This is a genomic window from Peribacillus sp. N1 (genome assembly GCF_054600815.1).
Genome location: NZ_BAAHZO010000001.1, coordinates 1,341,694 through 1,362,690, shown reverse-complemented (window position 1 = coordinate 1,362,690; position 20,997 = coordinate 1,341,694). Strand labels below are relative to the sequence as shown.

Sequence of the window (20,997 nt, the reverse complement as noted above, 5' to 3'; positions counted from 1 at the left end):
TACCTTTCTTAGTGAACTAATGGTTGGCTTTAGCTGAAGAATCTGAGCTGTCTTTAAGGCAGCTTTTTCTTATGGAACTAAAGGGGCAGGTTAGTTCAACAAGGACTTTACCAATATTTGTAGAATGTTCTTTGTTACAACCAATTTTAGGAGGGGGTAACTTGAACAAAAACAAAGTAGGATGGTTGTTTTTAGGGCGTTGAATTTTTTAGGGATAAAAATCGCTGACGGTATTACAACAACCGCAAGATGGAACCAGTATGGAACATATTTTTATCTATGGAGTTTAGTACCATTAACATTAACTATCTTCTGTTATCGTAAATTTTTAAAACTTGTACCAACTATTTCAAACTAATATATTTGAATAGCTGTCTTTTAGGACGGCTTTTTTTATTTATTGTTAAGATTGTGAAAGAGTGTACTTAAACTAATGGGTGCTTTACTTCATTACCAGGAGCTGATCAGCAGCTCCTTTTCTTATGCAACTAAAGGGGCAGTTTAGTTGAAAAAGGAATATTAATTTTATTGGGTTATGGAAAGAACAAAATATAATAAAAAACTCGCCAAAAACTGAACGAGTTTTAAATACCTATTTTTATTGCTGGTTGAAATAATAATGCGCTCAACATAAAACGATTATACGATAGGGTGTGGTTTGAGCAGGGATACTTCTTGTGGCAGGTCCATAGAAAACAATTAAATCTCGGTTCGCTGGATATCTTGAAAAGAGTTGCCCATTTGTTAATAATATTTGGGTATAAGGAGATAATTTTAATTGTAATTGTCCATCACTACTCACCAATTGGTTATTAAAATAATCAACTTTTACATTCTGATTTGGGTTATCTTTTACCATGACAAGCGCTTGATATTGTGGAGGGTAAATAAGAATAGCAGGTAAATCTCCATCATAATATCCTGTCACGCGATCTCCTACTATGACCATTTCATGGTCAACGAAGTAAGTTGAGGGTGAAACCACGAAATTTACTATTGAACCCAATTCATTTTCTATTGTAAATAATTTATAACAACCTTCTCTTTCACCATTTTGACCTGTAAAAAAATCACTAATCACCGTGACAGTTCCATGAAATGAATAAAAAGTTGTCATACAATACCTCCAAAATTAAAAGATAGGGGCGAACTTTTATTTTGAGACTATTCGAGATAAGGCTTTTTTAGAATTTTAGTATAATGTAGGGATAGGAGGACAGGTAACAGCATCTATAAGTCTTGGGTCAATACCGTAGAATTGCCAGAAAGCACCGTTCCATCTATATCCAGATACTTCTCCATATTCCACACGAGTAGGGTAAAACCAAAATTGTCTGCCATTTATAAGCCATACATAAGTGTTTTGATATAGACAGTCGACGATATAGGACACAGAAGGTTTTGGTGGAATGAATGTTGGAGGAGGGGATTGTGGACTCATTGTCCCCTGGCGTGGGAAATATCTCATGTGATTTCACTCCTTTTAGTTAGGTTCTCAACATTATATGTTGAGAAGAAGTAAAAGGATTATATAACGTGAAAACTAAAGATTGTGAAGTAATGTACTTAAACTAACGGGTGCGTTAGCTGAAGACCGGAGCTGTCTTTAAGGCAGCTTTTTTCTTATGGAACTAACGGGGCAGTTTAGTTGAATAAGAAAATGTTATAAAATAGAGAGTTGAAAGGTGATGCGGATAGTAAGTAATTCAGTTGATATAGGGGATGTTTATATGAATTGGAACTGGAATGAAACCACTATAGATTTTCCATTCTCGTCCAAAAACTTAAAGAACTTGTTAAATACCGTATGTAGAAAAGAAAACAGATTTTCACAATATGAGTTAATTAAGTGGTGTGATAACCTCACAATGGCTTTTGAGGAAGATGAAGCTGGAGAATTTAATGAATTTGATGAAATAGCTTTTGGAATAGCACGAGATATTGAATGTCAATGGGATTTATTTTTGGTAAATACTTACTCATTAAAAGAATTGCTGAACTTAGACCTCTCAAAAGTAAAGTTACCTCAAGATTGGTTTATAGAGTGGTTAGAGCAATTAAACGAGAAATAAAAGGTAACTACTTATTCAGATAACAAGGTACTTTACTTCTAATAAGGGAGTTGCTTTTGCAGCTCTTTTTCTTATGGAGCTAAAGGGGCAGGTTAGTTGCATAAAGGGATGGAAAATCGACCCAAATATAACTTGTTTTATGTTAAAGTTTAAGAAACATAACTTTTCAAAGGAGCTCATTGTGCAAAAGACATTTATTATTGTTTCTTATATGTTATTCCTTTTTCCTCTAATATTCATTGTGAATTTTCTGTTTGATATTGTTACACTCGAAAAGATACAAGGATTGCCTATATTTTTTCCTTTAGTATTTTGTGCTATTGGTCTTTTCTTCGCTTTAAAAGCACATAAAATACAAAAGGATGTTTTGACGCTTGGTGCTATCATTTTAAATTCGGTCTTATTAATGTTTCCTTTTGTATATATGATTTTAGGAACATTTTTATTTGGTGTTTAAGTTTATATAATACCGAAGACCTTTCTTCAATTAACAGATGTTCGGACGAGTTAAGGTTGGAGTGTTTAGTAGGGAGAGGGCTTCTTATAGGAATATCAAGTAGACTGTATTCTATGAAAGAAACAGTTTCTTGTTTTCTCATGATATCTTTACTTGTTGTTTAAGTATTGAGATTTAAACAGGTGACTTTAAGAAGAAAAAACATATCCCCTATCAAATATTTGTATTGATTTGTATATTTTGTTTATTACCATTAACTAAATTTATACTGTATAGTTCAATTCATTTTTGAACAATTTCAATAATTTTGTGAAGTTTTATACTTAAACTAATGGATGCTTTAGCGCCATAAGAGGGCTGCCAATTGGCGGCCTTTTGAATGTACGATCATTAACATAATCATACATTTGGTGTTTACTAATATAAACAAATTAGAGTCCTTCAGCAAAGGAATTGTAACAAAAGATGCGTTTGCAAAAAAAAGATCTTAACTTTCCTGCAATTGACGATTTTCCGTGGTCATGTCTTGAATTTAATTAGGTCATACTTACGCTATCTCCAGGCACTATAGAAGGCAGAAACTAATATGCTGTTATTGGAGGTGGTTTAATGGGCGGGATTTCAATTAGTTTATGCATGATTGTAAAAGATGAAGAAGATTCACTTTCTAACTGTCTTGCTTCTGTAAGGGAACTAGTCGATGAAATTATCATCATTGATACAGGATCAAAAGATAACACGAAACAAATTGCCTCAGCCTTCACTGATCATGTTTATGATTTTGAATGGATCGATGACTTTTCGGCTGCGAGAAACTTCGCTTTTTATAAAGCGACAAAAGAATATATATTTTGGCTTGATGCGGATGATATTTTAACTGAAGAGAATCAGGAGAAATTTTCAACCCTGAAAAAAGAGCTTCCTCCTCACTTCGATTCTGTCATGATGTTTTATCATCTTTCTTTTGATGGGAATGGAAACCCTAGCTTCAGTTCCAGGCGGAACCGGCTCGTAAAACGGGAAAAGAACTTTCAATGGATAGGATTCGTTCATGAGTATCTTGAAGTAACCGGACTCACATTTCAATCGGATATTGCCATACATCATAAAAAGGAAAAAAGCTTTAATGATCGTAATTTGAGAATTTACAAGAAGCTCCTTCAATCAGGAATTGATTTTTCACCGCGCGACAAATATTACTATGCGAATGAATGCAATGACCATGGTTTATATGATGATGCCATCAAGTGGTATCGTAAATTTCTTGAAGAGGGTAAAGGATGGAGTGAGGATAACATTCAAGCATGCGGCAAGTTGGCGGACTGCCATATTCAATTTAAAGATTGGGTTTCAGCAGTCCAGAGCTGTTTAAAGTCTTTCGAGTACGATACACCAAGAGGGGAAATCTGCTGTCGGCTCGGATACATCCATTTGGAGCAACATGATTATGAACGCTCCATATTCTGGTACAATCTAGCAACACAAATAGAAATACCTGAAACAAAAAGCCCTTTTATCGAGCGGAATTGTTACACATGGCTGCCGCACATTCAGCTTTGCGTATGTTTTGACCGCATCGGCAAGCTAGAGGAATCAAAAAGACATAATGAGTTAGCTGCTGATTACTTTCCAGATCACCCTTCCATCGACTATAACCGCAGATACTTTCAGAGTATCGAAAAAAAGGAAAAAAGCTGATCCCTTGAACGCCAAGGGATTAGCCTTTTTTTGCTTCTCGAAAAGTTAATTTGGATCTTTTAATCGTAAAAATGGGGATGATTCCACTAGCCATGCAGAAAACTGGAAAAAGAAGAAATACGAATGCTAATGGTTTTACTCGTTCGAGAATTTATGAATACTGAAACTACTTAATGTAGGTTTCAGTTTTTTTTTTAAGCAATCCAAGAAAAAAATACCCTTATTTAAGGGCAGAATAGCTCTATAAAAATATTGATTATCCTTAGACTAAATAAAAAAAAATACAGATTGATATTTTCCTTATTTTTGTATAACACAAGGTATTTTACAAGGACAAAGGGTTTGTGCCGTTTCACTGTTGTTGCAAATTTCATAAAGTATTATAAGGTTCTAAAGCCAAATTAAAACACCTAGTATTTGGAGAAAATTAAATTCATTTGTATTTTTATAAAAAAGTAGGTGGAACAAAGTATGCCAGAATTCTTTGATGAAATAACATCTCAAAATGCTTCCTATGCCAACTCCATTAATATTCCCACTTCGTCTGCTTATCAATTTTTTGGTCAAGTTGGCCTTAATGTTAGCGAAGCAAATCCAACTTCAATGATTCGTGTTCAATTTGATGGGATCATCACCTTAAGAGTCAATCCACAAGCCAGCGTTCCTGTGAATTCTATTGAAATTAAAATTGTTAGAGGGACCAATCCTAATGCTAATACAATTTTTACCGGTATTAAGACTATTGTACTTAATGGCTCTGAGGCCGGACCTCATGAGTACTCATTTTCAGCTGCAGATTACAATGTCCCCAAAGGTTCAGGATCTTTAGTATATACAGCTTTTGTTCGTAACATTACTGGTTCAGTTGATACAGATGTAACGCGTGTTGGTCCAGAGAGCTTTAATGCGATAGCTGGTGGAATTACAGGGACAACAGGAGCTACGGGTGCCACAGGGCCAACAGGGCCAACAGGGCCAACAGGGGCAACCGGAATCACAGGCGCAAGGGGAGCCACAGGAGCCACAGGAGCGACAGGGGCCACGGGAGATCCAGGCGCAACAGGAGCCACGGGGACTACAGGAGCCACGGGAGATTCCGGTGTAGCAGGAGTGACAGGAGCAACAGGAATTACAGGGGCCACGGGAGATCCAGGCGCAACAGGAGCAACAGGAGCAACAGGAATTACAGGAGACACAGGAGCAACGGGAGCAACAGGAATCACAGGAGCCACAGGAGCTACGGGTGCCATAGGAATCACAGGAGCCGCCGGGGATCCAGGTGCGACAGGGGCTACAGGAGCCACCGGAGCGACAGGAATTACGGGAGCCGCAGGAGCAACAGGAATTACAGGAGCCACCGGAGCGACGGGTGCCACAGGAATCACAGGAGCCACCGGAGCGACGGGTGCCACAGGAATCACAGGAGCCACCGGAGCTACGGGTGCCATAGGAATCACAGGAGCCACCGGGGATCCAGGTGCGACAGGAACCACAGGAGCCACAGGAGCCACGGGAGATCCAGGAGCGACAGGAGCCACTGGAATTACAGGGGCCACGGGAGCTACAGGAATTACGGGAGCTACAGGAGATCCAGGTGTGACTGGGGCAACGGGAACTACAGGAGCCACGGGAGATCCAGGAGCAACAGGAGCAACAGGAATTACAGGAGCAACAGGAATTACAGGGTCAACGGGAGATCCAGGAGCAACAGGGGCAACAGGAGCCACGGGAGATCCAGGAGCTCCGGGAGCCACAGGAACTACAGGAGCTACCGGAGATCCAGGCGCAACAGGAGCAACGGGAACTACAGGAGCAACGGGAGCCACAGGAATTACAGGAGCTACGGGAGAACCAGGAGCTACCGGAGCAACAGGAGTAACGGGAGCCACAGGAATTACAGGAGCCACCGGAGCCACAGGAATTACAGGGGCCACGGGAGATCCAGGAGCAACAGGAGCAACCGGAATTACAGGGGCCACGGGAGCCACAGGAATTACAGGAGCCACAGGAGATCCAGGAGCCACCGGAGCAACAGGAGCCACAGGAGTAACGGGAGCCACCGGAGCCACGGGAGCCACAGGGGAAACAGGAGCCACAGGGTCAACGGGAGCCACAGGAATTACAGGAGCCACCGGAGCGACGGGAGCCACAGGAATCACAGGAGATCCAGGAGCAACGGGAGATCCAGGAGCAACGGGAGATCCAGGAGCCACGGGAGCAACCGGAATTACAGGGGCCACGGGAGATCCAGGAGTAACAGGAGCCACGGGAGATCCTGGGGCAACAGGAGCGACGGGAACTACAGGAGCCACGGGAGCCACAGGAACTACAGGAGCCACGGGAGCCACAGGAACTACAGGAGCCACGGGATCCACAGGAGCCACGGGGACTACAGGAGCGACGGGAGCAACAGGAATAACAGGAGCCACGGGAGATCCAGGCTCAATAGGAGCAACGGGAACTACAGGGGCCACGGGAGATTCAGGCGCAACAGGAGCCACAGGAACTACAGGAGCCACGGGAGCCACAGGAATTACAGGGGCCACGGGAGATCCAGGAATAACAGGAGCCACGGGAGATCCAGGCTCAATAGGAGCAACGGGAACTACAGGGGCCACGGGAGATCCAGGAGCCACCGGAGCAACAGGAGCAACAGGAGTAACCGGAGCCACGGGAGCCACAGGGGAAACAGGAGCCACAGGGTCAACGGGAGCCACAGGAATTACCGGAGCCACGGGAGCCACAGGAATTACAGGGGCCACCGGAGCGACAGGAATTACGGGAGCCACGGGAGATCTAGGAGCCACAGGAGCAACCGGCGCAACAGGAGTAACGGGAGCCACCGGAGCCACGGGAGCCACAGGAGCAACAGGTGCAACTCCTCAATTATTTTTTGCAGAAGTGGCTGGTCCAATCGCTCTCACATCTACTGGAACCGAAACGACAGTGGTTACAATGAATGTACCAACTACTGTTGGCCAGACCATTAAAGTGGACTATGCAGTATCAATTGATGTGGTCACGACGGCCAACTCAAATTTCACTTTTCAAGTTAGGCTATATCGTAATGGGGTTTTAATCGATACACGTTCCGTTCAAAGAAGTGTAAGTGCTGCAGGTACATCAAGATTTCCTGTTGCATCTACTAATGTAAATACTGCTGCTGTCACTGGAACTACAACATATGAAATTAGAATCGCTTATACAGTAGCAACAAATGTAACCTCCTCAAGTGCTATAAATGTCGATATTAACGCAATACGCTTTCCATAATGAAAGTAACTCTATATCACCAGCCAGCCATATTCCTTTTAAGAAGGGTATGGCCTTTTTTATAAGGTCATATACTTTTTGAATGTACTGTATTTTGATTGAGTACAATGGTATAAGAAAGGGCGTTAAAATGAAGGTTTTATAGGTTGGTATTTTCTGATTACGATTTTAGCTACAATGTATTGGAAAGGACTTGGTTGGTAGTTTTTAATGATTTGTGCAATTGTATTGTTTTTTGGTGACGGCTTGATAAGAAGATTATTTAAAAAATAACTATTATTTTTTAAACTAACAGTGCCATACAGTAGATAGGAGCTTTTTTTATTGTTCACTATCTGGGCAGGTTAGTTGCATAATCATATTAATAATAAAGGGACAGTACCTATTTTTCATAGTATTGTCCCTTTATCCCTGTGTGTTTTATTTTTTCAAACCAGCTGCAAAGAAGGGACCATTAACTGTAATGGTTGATAGGATACGAGCCATTTCTTGAGGGGATTCTTTCCTGCCACTATCCAACCATTGTTGAATTACTCCTATATGTGCAGATGCAACGTAAGAAGCAAAATATTGTCCTGGTACAAGTAAATTTTCCTCCTTAATAAGTGCATTTGGATTATTTCCAAGAAATGTTTTCCACATAAAGTCTTTCAATCTTGTTTGAAAAGATAAATCGCCTTTTGGACCTAACACAGCCTTCATAAAACCACTATTCTCATTAAGATACTCAAATATTAAAACTGAAAGGGAAAATGTTGTTGCAGTCGGTGAGTTGGTTTCAAGTGCGGCAATAACACCTGGGAAGTTCTGTTTTACAAGTCTGGACATTTCAAGCATGATTTCTTCTTCGCATTTCGTCATTAAATCAAATTTGTCTTGGTAGTGGGCGTAAAATGTACCCCTATTAATTTTTGCTCTAGTTGTTATGTCTTTAACCGTAATTGCTTCGAACCCTTTTTCATCTATCAATTCAACTAGTGCATCTCGGATGGATTCTTTTGTTCGAATGACCCGTAAATCCGTATTACTATCTCGCAAGCGACTTCCTCCTTAATTTTAATCAACACATTTATAAAAGGTGTTCCGTAACCAACACATGAGCCATTTTTGATTATTGAAACAGAACTAGTCCCCAATTATAATTTGAATGTAGTAAATAAAACAACAGGTTGTTCTTTATTATAATATAATCCCAAATAAGGAGAGTAAAATATGTTCAAAAATAAATTGGTATTGGTTTCACCGATCATCGCATTAGCAGTTATTTTTATTTTTTCACTTACATTATTTCCATCTGTTCAATCACAACCGAAAAATCTGCCGATTGCAATCGTAAATGAGGATGAAGGAGTGAAAATTCCTAATCAACCAGAAATGAATATGGGTAAAACCATCGTTGAAACAATGGATAAAAATACAACAACAAATGAAGACCCTGTTGTAAAGTGGGTTGAAGTAAAAACAGCAGAGGAAGCACAAATTGGAATGGATGAACAAAAATATTATGCAGCATTGGTCATTCCGAAAGACTTCAGTGCTAATCAGGCATCATTAAGGACAACAGCACCTTCTGCAACTGAAGTACAAATATTTATTAATCAGGGTATGAATACGGCTGCTTCAACGATGGCAGGACAGTTCTTGAATGGAGTAGTGGATAACATGAACAACACTGTCCGAAAACAACTACTTGATGGTTTTGAAAAACAAGGAGCAACTTTGACTGCAAAACAGGCAGCAAGCCTTGCAGTTCCAATCGCTAAGAAAGTCACAAATGTCAATGAAATCGGCACGAATAGTGCGAATGGAAATGCTCCTGTTTCCTTATTCCAGCCATTATGGATGGCTAGTTTGGCAAGTGCTGCGATAATCTTTATTTCCATTAGCAAAATGCCGATTCGCACTAGAAAAGAAAACCTTGTCACAAAGATGGGGCAAATTTTTATGGGTGCCGTTGTAGCTCTGGTAATTGGATTTGGCTTAACCTGGATAGCAGATGGTATGGTTGGTTTAAATATCCCGAATTTCATGGATACGGCTTTATTTTTATCAATAACATCCTTTAGCTTTTTTCTAATGATATTAGCTGTACTTTCACTATTGGGGCTTAAAGGTATGCCTATTTTTATCTTACTGCTTTTCTTCGGTGCACCTTTACTGGCAATGGCACCTGAAATGATGTCTCCATTTTATCGGGATTGGATTTATTCTTGGTTGCCAATGCGATTTATGGTAGAAGGGCTTCGTGGATTATTCTTCTTTGGGGAAGGCTTAACCTGGAGTACGCCTGTTTCTGTTCTTGTTTGGATTGGATTAGTAAGCATGATTGTGATAATGAGTACTGCTTTAAAACGCAATAGAGTGAAGGAAGTAGTATTCGATTCTGAAATATATATAAAGTAATTGCAGGGATACAAAGCTGGTCAAATTGTTTTCATATTTACCAAAAGAGTCGTTTCTCTTATAGGGAAAACGACTCTTTTTATTGAGTAAGTGAAAAAATGTACGTAAACTAACGGGGCAGTATAGTTGAAGAAGGAACTTAAATTTAAATCTCGAATATCTAATGTAATCGGATAGCTAAAAATTTGAAGACAGACAGGAGTTAGATACGATGATAAAAGGTTTTGGAGGAATATTTTGGAGAACTAAGAATCTTGAAGTTGTGAAAAAATGGTACAGTGAAGTGTTGAAGATTGAAATAGACAATTGGAATGGGACTGTGATAAAACCCCAATTAGGGAATGAGACTATCTTTTCTTTCTTTACCGAGAATGACAGTTATTTTCCAACAGAACAACAAGTGATGTTAAATTTCCAAGTACATAATCTTAACGAGACTATTAAGCATCTTGAACATATTGGTGTACCACTTGCAAAGAAAAAAGAGATTAGTGAATTTGGAAAGTTTATTTGGATTGAAGATCCTGAAGGTCGACTGGTCGAGCTTTGGGAGAATAACGAGTTGTAATTCATTTGCTATTGAGCTAACGGGTGCGTTAGCTGAAGATCAAAGCTGTCTTTAAGGCAGCTTTTTCTTATGCAACTATCGGGCCAGTATAGGTCCATAACACAAATTGGAGAATATTTTTTTACTCGGACTAGAAATTGTAATTAAGCGATAAAACAAAAAAATCCCAACAATTAAGTTGGGAATGAATTTTAACTGGTGAGTTGTGATATTTAGAATATGGCTTCACGCATTTTATGTGTTTCTGTTTTTTATATTTCGGGCATATAGTTTCTTTGTTGAGCAAAGAAACCTTATTTTATATTCATCTCCAATTACTGTTCGTGTTGCAGATTCTGATCAAGAATCTTCCTTGTACTTTTAATATTTCATCTTATTTTGAAACATAAGCTACTTCTTTATATTTTCTAATGCTCTATAAGCATTTGCTTCTCCTGAACCAAATAAAGCATCTTGTCCTTTCTTTCCATAGTCAACAGCTGTTTGCTTAATGCGCGCTGTTACTTGGGCAGGTTTATAATCCGGATGAGCTGCCTTAATAACTCCTGCAATTCCAGCTACTTGAGGAGTAGCCATGGAAGTACCAGCATTAAACTCATATGAAGTACCTAAATAGGTAGGCCAAGTACTTAGGATTAAGTTACTTGGATCAGCCGCCGCAGGATCATTGGTTTCTGCATATTCAGGCCCATAATCTCCTCCGGGAGCTGCCACGTCAATAGCACTGTTTCCATAATTAGAGTAGAAAGCAAGCTGTTGAGTGGACCATTTTGTGGAGGCAGACACATTAATGACTCCTGGCATTTGTGCTGGTACCACAGTTGCAGGACCTTTCACGCTCATTCCATATGGTTCATACAATTTGTTTAAAAATTCGTTAACTTCCTTCTTGTCATCTAAATTTAAACTTTCATTACCACTACCGGCTACTACAGTTACTCCATTCTTTACTGCATATTGAATTGCTCTCTTCCATAGTAACGTTTCAGCGACTGATTTATAACTTTCTCCCTCAATTGTCATTTTGTTATTATTATAGAAACGAAGAGACATATTAATAACATCTACCTTGTCATTTGTTGCTGCAATTATTCCATCTATAATCCAAGTTGGTAATCCAAGGGCTTGCTCAGAGTATAATACGCGATAGGATCTGATTCCTAAATCTGGTCCTACACCCTTTACTTTACCATTTGCTCCAATGATACCGGCAACGTGAGTACCATGCCCATTTCGATCTTTTATATCAGTAGGATCACCTGTTTCAGATTCATCCATTCCAGCAGGAACAAGATTACGTCCACCTATTATATTATTCTTTAAATCAGGATGAGACTCATCAATTCCAGTATCAATCACTCCCACCACTGCTTTATGAGTAATACTGCCATCGTTATTTTTATATCCGCCTGTTTCTAAATCATATGATTTCCCGTCGTTGGTCACCCTTTGAATATCCCATTGGGAGTCCCAATAGCTCTCTGAATTTTGCTGGCTGATGATACTAGATCCATAGTTATAAGGGCTGACTGCAGATTTGTTTAAGGTTAGGGGAATTTCTCTGTTAGCAGCTTCTATTGAAGAATTACCTTTTAGGTTTTTAAGAAAAGAAGGCTCGTCAGATTGAGCTTCTATTCCTCCAACTTCGGGAAGAACTTTGGTTACTTTACCACCAGCTTTCCGTATTACCTCTTGATAATTCTCTGGTAATCCACTTTTAAAAGCTATTGCGTATGTGTCATTCAACTCCTGATTTTGACTCTTAGCTTGGGTAGGATCGCCACCAACGGATAGTATCCCTGCTCCTACTGCAATCGAAAGTACCGTATGTAGAATTTTCTTTTTCATATGTCTCCTCCTATATAATGGAAAATATTAATCATATACTATCTTAATATACAACAACTTAAATTCCAAGTTTTCCTAATAAATCTATTATTGAAATTGGCAGCTCTTTTTCTTATGGGACTATCGGGGCAGGATAGTTGCATAAGGAGTATGAAATATATGGTAAAATGTAGGTATCGACTTTTTGATTGGGGGAGGTTAAATGCAATACTTTGTACTTGCATTAATTATCGGGGTGATTATTTTTACTCTTTTTAGGATGTTTAAGAAGAATAAAACAATACCAAGTAATCAATATACACCTATTGATGACATCAATAATGGATTAGTTCGAAATTACTCAAGCGAACTTCAAGAAATAGAGTCAAGAAAAGAAATACCTTATGAAGAAGTTGATAAAAAGAGTGATTGAAATAAAGCACTATTCAGCTAACGGGTGCTTAAGCTTAAGATCGGAGCTGTCTTTAAGGCAGCTTTTTCTTTATGGAACTATCGGGGCAGGTTAGTTGGATTACCTGCCAAAGAATAGGGGTGGTTTGTATTATGGCAATAGCAAAGAAAAGATTCTTCATTAGTTATATAGTGGGTTTCATACTCATATATATTGCAAACTCTGGTCTACAATACTTCAGGGGGCAAACTATAAATTGGTTAGGGAATTTTGCATACGCATTCTGTTTCGTAGTATTTCATTCACTTTTAAGTTGGTTATGGGGAGATTTTTATAAGAAAAAAGCCACTATGTGATGGGGATTTTGGGTTATTTTAATTTTTATCCTCAGTTCATATTTGATAAAGGGCAGGAGGACACAAAATTGAAAAAGTTCTTATTATCATTATTAGTTGGAGTAATAATAGGAGGAATAATTTGTTGCGTTTTTATGGATTATGAAACTTCCAACTATGTAATTCAAGATTTTAATGGTCAGGAAGAGAAGGAAATTAAAGAGTGGGACTTTATGTATATCACACAAGCTGGTTTCATAATTTTAGCCATCACTCTATTATTTTATTTCTCTTGGGGCGTAATGGCAAAACGGATGGATAAAGATCAAAAAATGTAAATATTTATATTTTTCAGTATGATTCACCAACTCCCGCTGGACTAACTGCAATTGTAATTGAGTCTGAAGAATTAACTCCTTCTAATATTATGCCAATTAAAGAAATAAATAAAAAAATCTTGTTGAACTAACGTATTCTTTGCTTCAATGCTAAGAGCTGATTAGCAGCTATTTTTCTTATGGAACTAAAGTGGCAGGTTAGTTCAAGAAGGTATTATTTTAGTGTATAGTTATTCCAATGAAGAATGAGTACAAAATCAATCAGTATTATTTAATAATTGCTGCTAGGTGTAAAAAATGGGAGTGACTCTATATTAAAAATAATCCAATGTTACTTCTTTTTTCTTTTCTATTTATTGTCATTTTTGGATTTTGGTTAAGAAAAAGGATTCTTTCATTCGATTTTAAAAATAAAAGTAAATTGTTCTTCATATTGGGTAACTTTGAGTTAATTGGTGGAGTTCTTATTGGTGTAGGATTACTATTTATTGTGATTTTTCTCTAAGGTGTTAATTCAAAAAAGGGTGCGTTAACTGAAGATCGGATCTGTCTTTTAGGCAGCTTTTTGTTATGGAACTAAAGGGGCAGTCATCGAGAACGTAATGGTTATTAGCATTAAGAACCATTTAAAAGATGGAGTAGACTTAGATTGTTTTAATATTTTAAACCTTATTTACCGAACAATTGGACCTTTGGAAGAGAGCTGAACAAACAAGAAATAGAATTATTGAGGCTTATGCAGAGTGTCAAGGCATTTTATTTTGATTATAGCAATGAAATGAATACCATTTGGCGATCAATTATTTTACTAAGTTTTTAATGTTTTTACTGATATATATGCAAAGTTAGCAGTACACTAATAAAGTAATAAGGTTTACTTCAGTAAAATAAGGTATATTATATTTGTTGAATAGATTTTCTTTAAAGACAAGCAAAGTAGGTGAACAAAGTGGGAAAATATCAATTGGATACCAAAGGTAAGGTAGCTGTGACAAAGTTTCATGAAAAACAGACGCCTGCCAAATTTGATAAAAAGCAGCATCTTGAAAAAATACGTGCGGAGTATTTGAGAAAGAAGCAAAAACAAACAGATAAATAATATGAATTGAAAACATAGGAAGACTAAAATCTCCCTATGTTTTTTTTATTCGAAGTTCTTTTTTCAATTGATGATAGAGTTTATTATTCCCATAAATTTCAGATTCGGTGACAAAAAACTCGTCATCAGATATCCATTCCTCACTAAAAATTTCAGTAGCAGAATCAATAGACCAGCCGCCGTTATTTTGGATACACCAGTAATCTCCAGCAGAAATTTTTAAAACATATGGATACTCACTTGGCTTAGGTAGCTGAATAAAAAGATAAGTCTCGATCTTTTCAGCAAGATACTTTCTCAACACCCCACACTCAAAGAAAGTCAGGGAATACCAATGCGCTGAATTTCCTTCTAATAACTTAAAGGTAAACCAATGAGTAAACCTATAAAAAACCTACTATATCAACGTTTATAGGTTAAAAGGTTTACAGGTTTACGCAATTATGGAATTATTTATATGAAAAAATAGATAGATGATGAGTTAGAGTTAGCCTTAGACAAATTAGCTTATCAATCATCATTAGAAAGTTTGAAAATCGCTTAGAATGGTTTTCTGAACACACAAAGCTGATTAATAAGCATAGATGGAATGTAGCAAGCTACCAGCGTTTAGGTTAATAGCTTTTATTGCTAGTAGTTTTCTTACCACAGCTAAACATTTCTGATATGCTCCAATAAAAAATAAAGCAACGCTTTCCAAAATAGAAACGGCTGCTTTAATTCATACTTTCAATTTTACGCTTGACGAGTTTTTTATAAAAATGGTTACGGTTTTGGTTACGTTTCTAAATGGTTGTAAATCAATTCTAGTCAATTGCGATAGTTAAGAAACATTGTATTCATCGTATGAACTAATATAGAATAATTTAAAATAATTGAAAAAATATACCTAAATTACATAAACTGCAATCTATTAAATTGTTGATATATCAATGTTTCTAACGTATTTTTTGATGAATTTATAAACTTAGTTACGTTTTTGATTGCGTTTTTCCCAATTTTCTGTATATGGTGCAAACAAACACAAGAAAATAGGTAAGTTATTCATCGTTCAAATATATACAGGCTATTACTTCAAACCTCTTACTTATACTACTAACGCATGCTTAACCTCTTTATGGGGCTGGAAACAGATCCATTTTCTAATGGAACTAAAGGGGCAGGATAGTTGAATAAGAATATATTAAAAAACTGAAAACCATTCTAATGAAAAGAATGGTTTTTGTATTTATCCCTTATGATATATGTTATTATTTGGAATATTATATCATTTATCAATAGGGATGTGAATATTGGTGGTAGTCAGTATCAAAAAGACCAAATTGAATGAAGTCGAAGATTTATTAGCTATACAAAAAGAAGTTTTTGCAGAAGATTATGCCTTATATGAAGACCACGATTCAACCCCTGTAAATGAAACGGAAGCAAAATTAATCGAAAACATTGAGCGTTTTTTTCATTACACTATCTTGTCGGGCAATGCTATTATTGGAGCAATAGATATTCGCCCTTTGGATGAAAACCGATTAAGATTAAGTAAATTATTCTTAAGAAATGAATTTCAAAATAAAGGACTTGGAAGTAAGATAATCAAGTTAATGGAGTCCGAATTTCCGTTTATAAAAAATTGGAGCTTATATACTCCTTATTTAAACAAAAGAAATCACCATTTTTATGAAAAGCTAGGTTATATAAAAATAGGTGAAGTACAAGTTACTGAAAAACTGCAGTTATTTAAATATGAAAAAAAATTATAAGAATATATATGTTTTTCTTCTCTTCTATAAGAGCTGTCTTTAAGGCAGCTTTTTCTTATGCAACTATAGGGGCAGTTTAATTCATTAAGATGATATAATAAAATTACAGTTATTAAATGTAAGTACCTTGTTCCACTAACAGTTGCAAGAGTTGAAGAATATATGAGTTAATTTAACATTATCACTTTAGGAATTATAATTGAGGTGTAAGAGTAAATGGAATTATATCCTAAACGAACTGAAAAATATAAAAGGAAACAGCCTCCAGGCATGTTGTTTTTTTTTGGAAGTGTTTATCTATTAACTGAATTACTTCCTATCCATTATAGGAACATATGGACAGCATTGGGTGTATCCTTGGGTATATCTCTTATTATTATTACTCTTTCTGTGGTTATTGATAGAATAAAGGGCTGGTATTATACAAAGTGGATTGTGTTTATTCTTATTTTTATATTGGGTGTAGGTTTATATATCTTCAATGACATAAATGGGAATTGAAATACCACTATTCTAATTTAACTAACGGGTGCTTAAGGTTAGGATCGGAGCTGTCTTAAAAAGGCAGTTTTTTTCTTTATGCAACTATAGGGGCAGGATTGTTGTATTAACTGCAATCATCCTAGAGGCTACGTTAATGATGGTTAAAATTAATTAATTTAAGGGGAAGACCTATGAAAAGAAGAATTAGAAATAAACTTAAAAAGAGGAATAGAGAAGAATTAGTCAGAGCCATTTACGAAGGTCATTTTGGAAAAGTGAAACGGTTAGTACAAAATGATTCAGATGCAAATAACAAAGATGAGGATGGGTGGGCTCCACTCCATTGGGCAACACAAGAATGCCAAAAAGAGATTATTCTATTCCTTTTATCTATGGGAGCTAACATCAATACCAGGGATAATTACGGTTTTTCCCCTTTGTATCAAGCAGCCTCTGAAGATCGTATAGAACTAGTGGAATTTTTGTTAAATAACGGTGCCAAAATTGATATTAGGTCTAGCGATGGAACTACTCCATTGATTATAGCTAGCTGCTACGGGAATTTAGAAACAGTAAAGTATTTAGTGGAAAAAGGTGCAGACATCAACGTTAAAGAAGATGAAGGAAATACAGCTCTCTCATTTGCTGAGCGATATGGAAACGAACAGGTAGCGTTATTTCTAAGAGAACAAGGCTCATAATGAATTACTTGAATTTACAAATATACAACAAACGGAGACTTTTCTTAATGAACTAACGGGTGCTTTTACTTCAATAAAGGAGATTTAATTTAGGGGGAAAAATACTTGATAGCATTACTATTACTTCTAATTTATATCGTATATAGAATTTATAAATCCAAAAGACCTTTAACAAAGTTTGGACATTTCTATGACAAAGCTTTTTATCTTGAAGAAAAAAAGGAATATGAAAAAGCCCTTGATCTAAGAAAACAAGCATTAGAATTAGATACACTTACTAATCTGGAACGTGCTGAATTAAATTTAGCTAATGCCAGAATGTATTTAAGGTTAGAACAATGTAAAAAGGCAACTGATTACTTTGATATATCATTTGAACTAGCAAAAGAAGAAAAGTTTCCGTACTCTAAAGGGTTTGACGAGGTAGTTGAAGCTTATTTGCAGGCAAATCGCAAAAAAGATGCCATTGAATTAGTAAACAAGATGTTAGAAAGACAAAGCTACGATAAGAAATTCAAAAAATTACAATCCATAAAAGAAAAACTAAAATCAGTTTAAAAGACTACCATATTCATTCCTGATTCAAATAGGGAGGAGCTAAGGCAGCCTTTTTCTTATGGAACTAAAGGGTTAGTTAAAGAAGTCTAATAAATAAAAGGCATAATTCCTTTTTATTTTATGTATAGCAGAGGTATGTTAGAGGTGGTGGTTAAATGAAGGAAGATTACCCACGACAAGGATTAAGAATAAGATGTGAACAAGGCGTCTATCCAGAAGTCAGAAGGGCTTGTCTAGAATTTGCAAAGTGGTTAAGGATAGAATTTGAATTTCCCATTCGAGTTGTTGTATATCTAAAAAAAGATTATCAAATTAAAAGCAGGTTCGATAAAGAATTAGTATCGGGTACATTTTTTGGTCCTTTTGACAAAAGTGAAGAACCATATATAAGAATAGCTACTGGTGACTATTTAGAATTATTGGCGGAGAATGGGCGAGATAATGCACTTGCAGCTATTCTTGGTACTATTGCCCACGAGCTGGGACATTATTATCAATGGATTGATGACCTTAACTTGATGAAGAAGGGGCAGAAAATAATAGTGAATATATGATTGATTTGTATGCTGAGACTAGAGACCATCCGTAAAAGATTTAAGCACTGTGTTATTAAGCAACGGGTGCTTTACTTCAATAAGGGAGTTGCTTTGCAGCTCTTTTTTCTTATGGAACTAAAGGGGCAGCATAGTTCAATAAGAATTCTATGTTATTCAACCAACGTATCACGCAAAATTATCAAACTTAGCATTATCTTTTTGGGTTAATATTGAGATAAGATAAGGCTATTGTTTTATATATGGGGGATGTAAAATGAGCAATTATAAAGTTGGTTATCAATGTAAAAGTTGTGGAAACTATCACGATGAACTTCCCTTGAGTTATGGAAGTCCTGTTCCTGATTACTATGAAGAAGTACCATTCGAAGAACAAGAAAAACGAATTGAGATGAATGAAGATGTGTGTATTATTGATGATGAATATTTCTTTATTCGTGGCTATATTGAACTTCCAGTAATAGATGGGGAAGGTCCTTTTATTTGGGATGTTTGGGTTTCATTAAGTGAAACGAATTTTGATAAAATGATGGAGTATTGGGAAGTTGAAGGCAGAGAAAAGGATTTGAAACCAATGTTTGGTTGGCTGCAAACTTCTATTCCTTGTTATCCTGAAACATTAAACTTAAAAACAATGGTTCACACTCGTCCAATAGGTTTACGTCCTTCTATAGAATTAGAACCAACACAACACCCGTTATCCTTAGAGCAAAGAGAAGGACTTGGATTTAAAAGAATAAAGCAGATAGCAGAAGATTTGTGTAATGTAGAAGAAAAATAATAACTCTGCTTAATGAACTATCGGGTGTGTTAGCTGAAGGTCGGAGCTGTCTTTAAGGCAGCAACTAAAGGGGCAGGATAGTTGACTAAGGATTAAGCTAAAACGAAATATGAATTTATATTCTTATTTATTAGAAGTAAAGGAGGATAAGATGAATACATAATGTAAGAGTGCATTGCATCAAATGTGCATTGCATCAAATTAAAGTCGCTGTAACGACAATTGTTGAGATGATAGAAAAGTTAGCAGAAAATGACTTGCAAAAAAGACCTACACCCAATAAGCATTCCATAGGAGAGCTGTTAGAACACATTGCTATTATTTGTGAAGCTGATTCGCTTATTTCAGATGGGGTATCTCAAGACACGATGAATAAATTTTATTCAAATGTTTCATATAAGAGTCTAAGTGAGATGAAAGAAGCATTGATAAAAAATCATCAATTTTTAGAAGATAAATTTATGAATTTTACAGAAGTTGAACTTCAAGAGGAAATTACTTCTTACTGGGGTGTTACATACTCACGATATGAATGGTTGTTAGAGATCGTAGCTCACGTTTATCATCACAGAGGCCAATTACACTCTATGCTTGTTCATTGTTATGGGATAGACCCAAAAGTTACATTATTTGAATAGAACTTTACTAATGAACTAACGGGTGCGTTAGCTTTAGATCAGAGCTGTCTTTAAGGCGGCTTTTTCTTTACGGAACTAACGGGGGAGGATTGCGGATTTGAAAATCATACAAATTATGTGTTGAGATTAAGCTGTAAGATATAAAAATCCAGGGAGGTGCTTAAATGGAAAAACCTATACATTATACAATAGAACCACCTGAAAATTTTAAGCAATTACTAAACTTATATGAATCTATAGGATGGATTTCACTTAAATTAACAGTTAATGATTTGAAACAAATGTGCACTCAAAGCTGGTATGCAATTTATGCTTTTGATAAACAACAGTTAGTGGGTATGGGACGTGTTATTTCAGATGGTGTGATACTGGAGTGGTATGTGGAGTGTGTGTACTACCGAGCTACCAGTCCAAAGGAATCGGCAAAGAAATTGTGAATCGAATGATTGAACATTGTGAGCAAAATCGAGTAATTCCTCAACTTATGTGTGTAGAAAGTTTGGAATCATATTATGAAACTTTTGGATTTGAGAAGTTTACCATTGGTATGACTAAGAATCTAAAACGATAAGTTTAATTTGTTGTCTAATTAAAGGGTACTTTACTTCAATAAGGAAGGTTGCTGAGGCAGCCTTTTTCTTATGGCACTAACGGGGCTGGTTAGTTCATTACAGTTTTTAAAACGAGTAGACTTTGATTTAGATTGAGGAGATAAAATAATGCGTTCTTTTTTGAGAAAAGAATTTTGGGATGACAGAAATAAACCTATTCTGTTTATACAGTGGGTATTGATAATCTTTGCAATAATAGTATATTTCCAAACTTATGACAGTATAGATTATATTTACTCTGGAATTTTAAGATTAATTGCAGGAATAATCATCCTTTGTTATTGGGTTTTATTACTTACCGGACCTTTGATTCTGAAACAGAGAAAAATCCTTCCAAAGGGTTTTGGAGGGGTATTTGGCATGGCCAAAAATAGTATATCATAAGGGAAATGAAAATTTCAGAGAAAGATATTGACATCCTATTAGCTGGTT

Annotated in this window: 20 protein-coding genes and 1 pseudogene; 17 read left to right on the top strand and 4 right to left on the bottom strand. The window is 36.5% G+C overall.

Going from position 1 to position 20,997, the window contains the following annotated elements:
* Positions 1–625: 625 nt before the first annotated feature.
* The gene (locus ACYP5M_RS06525) at positions 626–1,117 is read right to left on the bottom strand and encodes a hypothetical protein (RefSeq protein WP_057277227.1); all 492 of its coding nucleotides are present in this window, start codon (positions 1,115–1,117) and stop codon (positions 626–628) included.
* Positions 1,118–1,730: 613 nt separating this feature from the next.
* Here ACYP5M_RS06525 and ACYP5M_RS06520 point away from each other — a divergent pair.
* The 4 genes from ACYP5M_RS06520 (at position 1,731) to ACYP5M_RS06505 (ending at position 7,500) form a co-directional block, all read left to right on the top strand.
* Positions 1,731–2,072, top strand: a complete 342-nt coding sequence (locus ACYP5M_RS06520) for a hypothetical protein (protein ID WP_101226114.1) — start codon at positions 1,731–1,733, stop codon at positions 2,070–2,072.
* A 181-nt stretch (positions 2,073–2,253) separates the two neighbouring features.
* On the top strand, positions 2,254–2,529 hold the full coding sequence (locus ACYP5M_RS06515) for a hypothetical protein (protein WP_459734797.1): 276 nt from the start codon (positions 2,254–2,256) through the stop codon (positions 2,527–2,529).
* Between the two features lie 609 nt (positions 2,530–3,138).
* Positions 3,139–4,227 (top strand): tetratricopeptide repeat-containing glycosyltransferase family 2 protein, encoded by a 1,089-nt coding sequence (locus ACYP5M_RS06510; protein ID WP_434167227.1) that lies wholly within the window; start codon positions 3,139–3,141, stop codon positions 4,225–4,227.
* Positions 4,228–4,698: 471 nt separating this feature from the next.
* Complete coding sequence (locus ACYP5M_RS06505; RefSeq protein ID WP_459734796.1) at positions 4,699–7,500, top strand: beta strand repeat-containing protein; 2,802 nt, start codon at positions 4,699–4,701, stop codon at positions 7,498–7,500.
* A 420-nt stretch (positions 7,501–7,920) separates the two neighbouring features.
* Here the strand turns inward: ACYP5M_RS06505 and ACYP5M_RS06500 are convergent, their stop codons facing one another.
* Entirely contained in the window at positions 7,921–8,538 is a 618-nt protein-coding gene (locus ACYP5M_RS06500) for a TetR/AcrR family transcriptional regulator (RefSeq protein ID WP_434167225.1), read from the bottom strand.
* A gap of 174 nt (positions 8,539–8,712) precedes the next feature.
* Between ACYP5M_RS06500 and ACYP5M_RS06495 the strand changes: the two genes are divergently transcribed.
* A complete protein-coding gene (locus ACYP5M_RS06495; RefSeq protein WP_434167224.1) occupies positions 8,713–9,903 on the top strand; it encodes a YhgE/Pip domain-containing protein in 1,191 nt (396 codons plus the stop codon).
* 211 nt (positions 9,904–10,114) lie between these two features.
* Positions 10,115–10,471, top strand: coding sequence for a VOC family protein (locus ACYP5M_RS06490; RefSeq protein ID WP_101226108.1), 357 nt, complete (start codon positions 10,115–10,117; stop codon positions 10,469–10,471).
* A 390-nt stretch (positions 10,472–10,861) separates the two neighbouring features.
* Here ACYP5M_RS06490 and ACYP5M_RS06485 read toward each other — a convergent pair whose 3' ends face one another.
* Positions 10,862–12,319 (bottom strand): S8 family serine peptidase, encoded by a 1,458-nt coding sequence (locus tag ACYP5M_RS06485; RefSeq protein ID WP_434167223.1) that lies wholly within the window; start codon positions 12,317–12,319, stop codon positions 10,862–10,864.
* Positions 12,320–12,521: 202 nt separating this feature from the next.
* Between ACYP5M_RS06485 and ACYP5M_RS06480 the strand changes: the two genes are divergently transcribed.
* The 3 genes from ACYP5M_RS06480 to ACYP5M_RS06470 all read left to right on the top strand — a co-directional run bounded on the left by ACYP5M_RS06480 (position 12,522) and on the right by ACYP5M_RS06470 (position 14,482).
* Positions 12,522–12,731: a hypothetical protein gene (locus ACYP5M_RS06480; protein WP_434167222.1), complete on the top strand. Its 210-nt coding sequence runs from the start codon at positions 12,522–12,524 to the stop codon at positions 12,729–12,731.
* 403 nt (positions 12,732–13,134) lie between these two features.
* Complete coding sequence (locus tag ACYP5M_RS06475; RefSeq protein WP_434167221.1) at positions 13,135–13,383, top strand: hypothetical protein; 249 nt, start codon at positions 13,135–13,137, stop codon at positions 13,381–13,383.
* Positions 13,384–14,332: 949 nt separating this feature from the next.
* Entirely contained in the window at positions 14,333–14,482 is a 150-nt protein-coding gene (locus ACYP5M_RS06470) for a hypothetical protein (protein ID WP_434167220.1), read from the top strand.
* A gap of 34 nt (positions 14,483–14,516) precedes the next feature.
* On the opposite strand, the gene ACYP5M_RS06465 is transcribed toward ACYP5M_RS06470, so the two are convergent.
* The gene (locus ACYP5M_RS06465; RefSeq protein WP_434167219.1) at positions 14,517–14,783 is read right to left on the bottom strand and encodes a hypothetical protein; all 267 of its coding nucleotides are present in this window, start codon (positions 14,781–14,783) and stop codon (positions 14,517–14,519) included.
* Positions 14,784–15,777: 994 nt separating this feature from the next.
* Between ACYP5M_RS06465 and ACYP5M_RS06460 the strand changes: the two genes are divergently transcribed.
* The 8 genes and pseudogenes from ACYP5M_RS06460 (at position 15,778) to ACYP5M_RS06425 (ending at position 20,949) form a co-directional block, all read left to right on the top strand.
* Positions 15,778–16,239 (top strand): GNAT family N-acetyltransferase, encoded by a 462-nt coding sequence (locus tag ACYP5M_RS06460; RefSeq protein ID WP_434167218.1) that lies wholly within the window; start codon positions 15,778–15,780, stop codon positions 16,237–16,239.
* Positions 16,240–16,913: 674 nt separating this feature from the next.
* Entirely contained in the window at positions 16,914–17,423 is a 510-nt protein-coding gene (locus ACYP5M_RS06455) for an ankyrin repeat domain-containing protein (protein ID WP_434167217.1), read from the top strand.
* A 105-nt stretch (positions 17,424–17,528) separates the two neighbouring features.
* The gene (locus ACYP5M_RS06450; RefSeq protein WP_101226091.1) at positions 17,529–17,981 is read left to right on the top strand and encodes a tetratricopeptide repeat protein; all 453 of its coding nucleotides are present in this window, start codon (positions 17,529–17,531) and stop codon (positions 17,979–17,981) included.
* Between the two features lie 155 nt (positions 17,982–18,136).
* A complete protein-coding gene (locus tag ACYP5M_RS06445; RefSeq protein WP_434167216.1) occupies positions 18,137–18,535 on the top strand; it encodes a hypothetical protein in 399 nt (132 codons plus the stop codon).
* A 256-nt stretch (positions 18,536–18,791) separates the two neighbouring features.
* A complete protein-coding gene (locus ACYP5M_RS06440; protein WP_230178943.1) occupies positions 18,792–19,316 on the top strand; it encodes a DUF2199 domain-containing protein in 525 nt (174 codons plus the stop codon).
* Between the two features lie 170 nt (positions 19,317–19,486).
* On the top strand, positions 19,487–19,954 hold the full coding sequence (locus ACYP5M_RS06435) for a DinB family protein (protein ID WP_434167215.1): 468 nt from the start codon (positions 19,487–19,489) through the stop codon (positions 19,952–19,954).
* 164 nt (positions 19,955–20,118) lie between these two features.
* Positions 20,119–20,525: pseudogene (locus tag ACYP5M_RS06430) on the top strand (GNAT family N-acetyltransferase).
* Between the two features lie 148 nt (positions 20,526–20,673).
* Positions 20,674–20,949, top strand: a complete 276-nt coding sequence (locus tag ACYP5M_RS06425; RefSeq protein WP_434167213.1) for a hypothetical protein — start codon at positions 20,674–20,676, stop codon at positions 20,947–20,949.
* Positions 20,950–20,997: the final 48 nt, after the last annotated feature.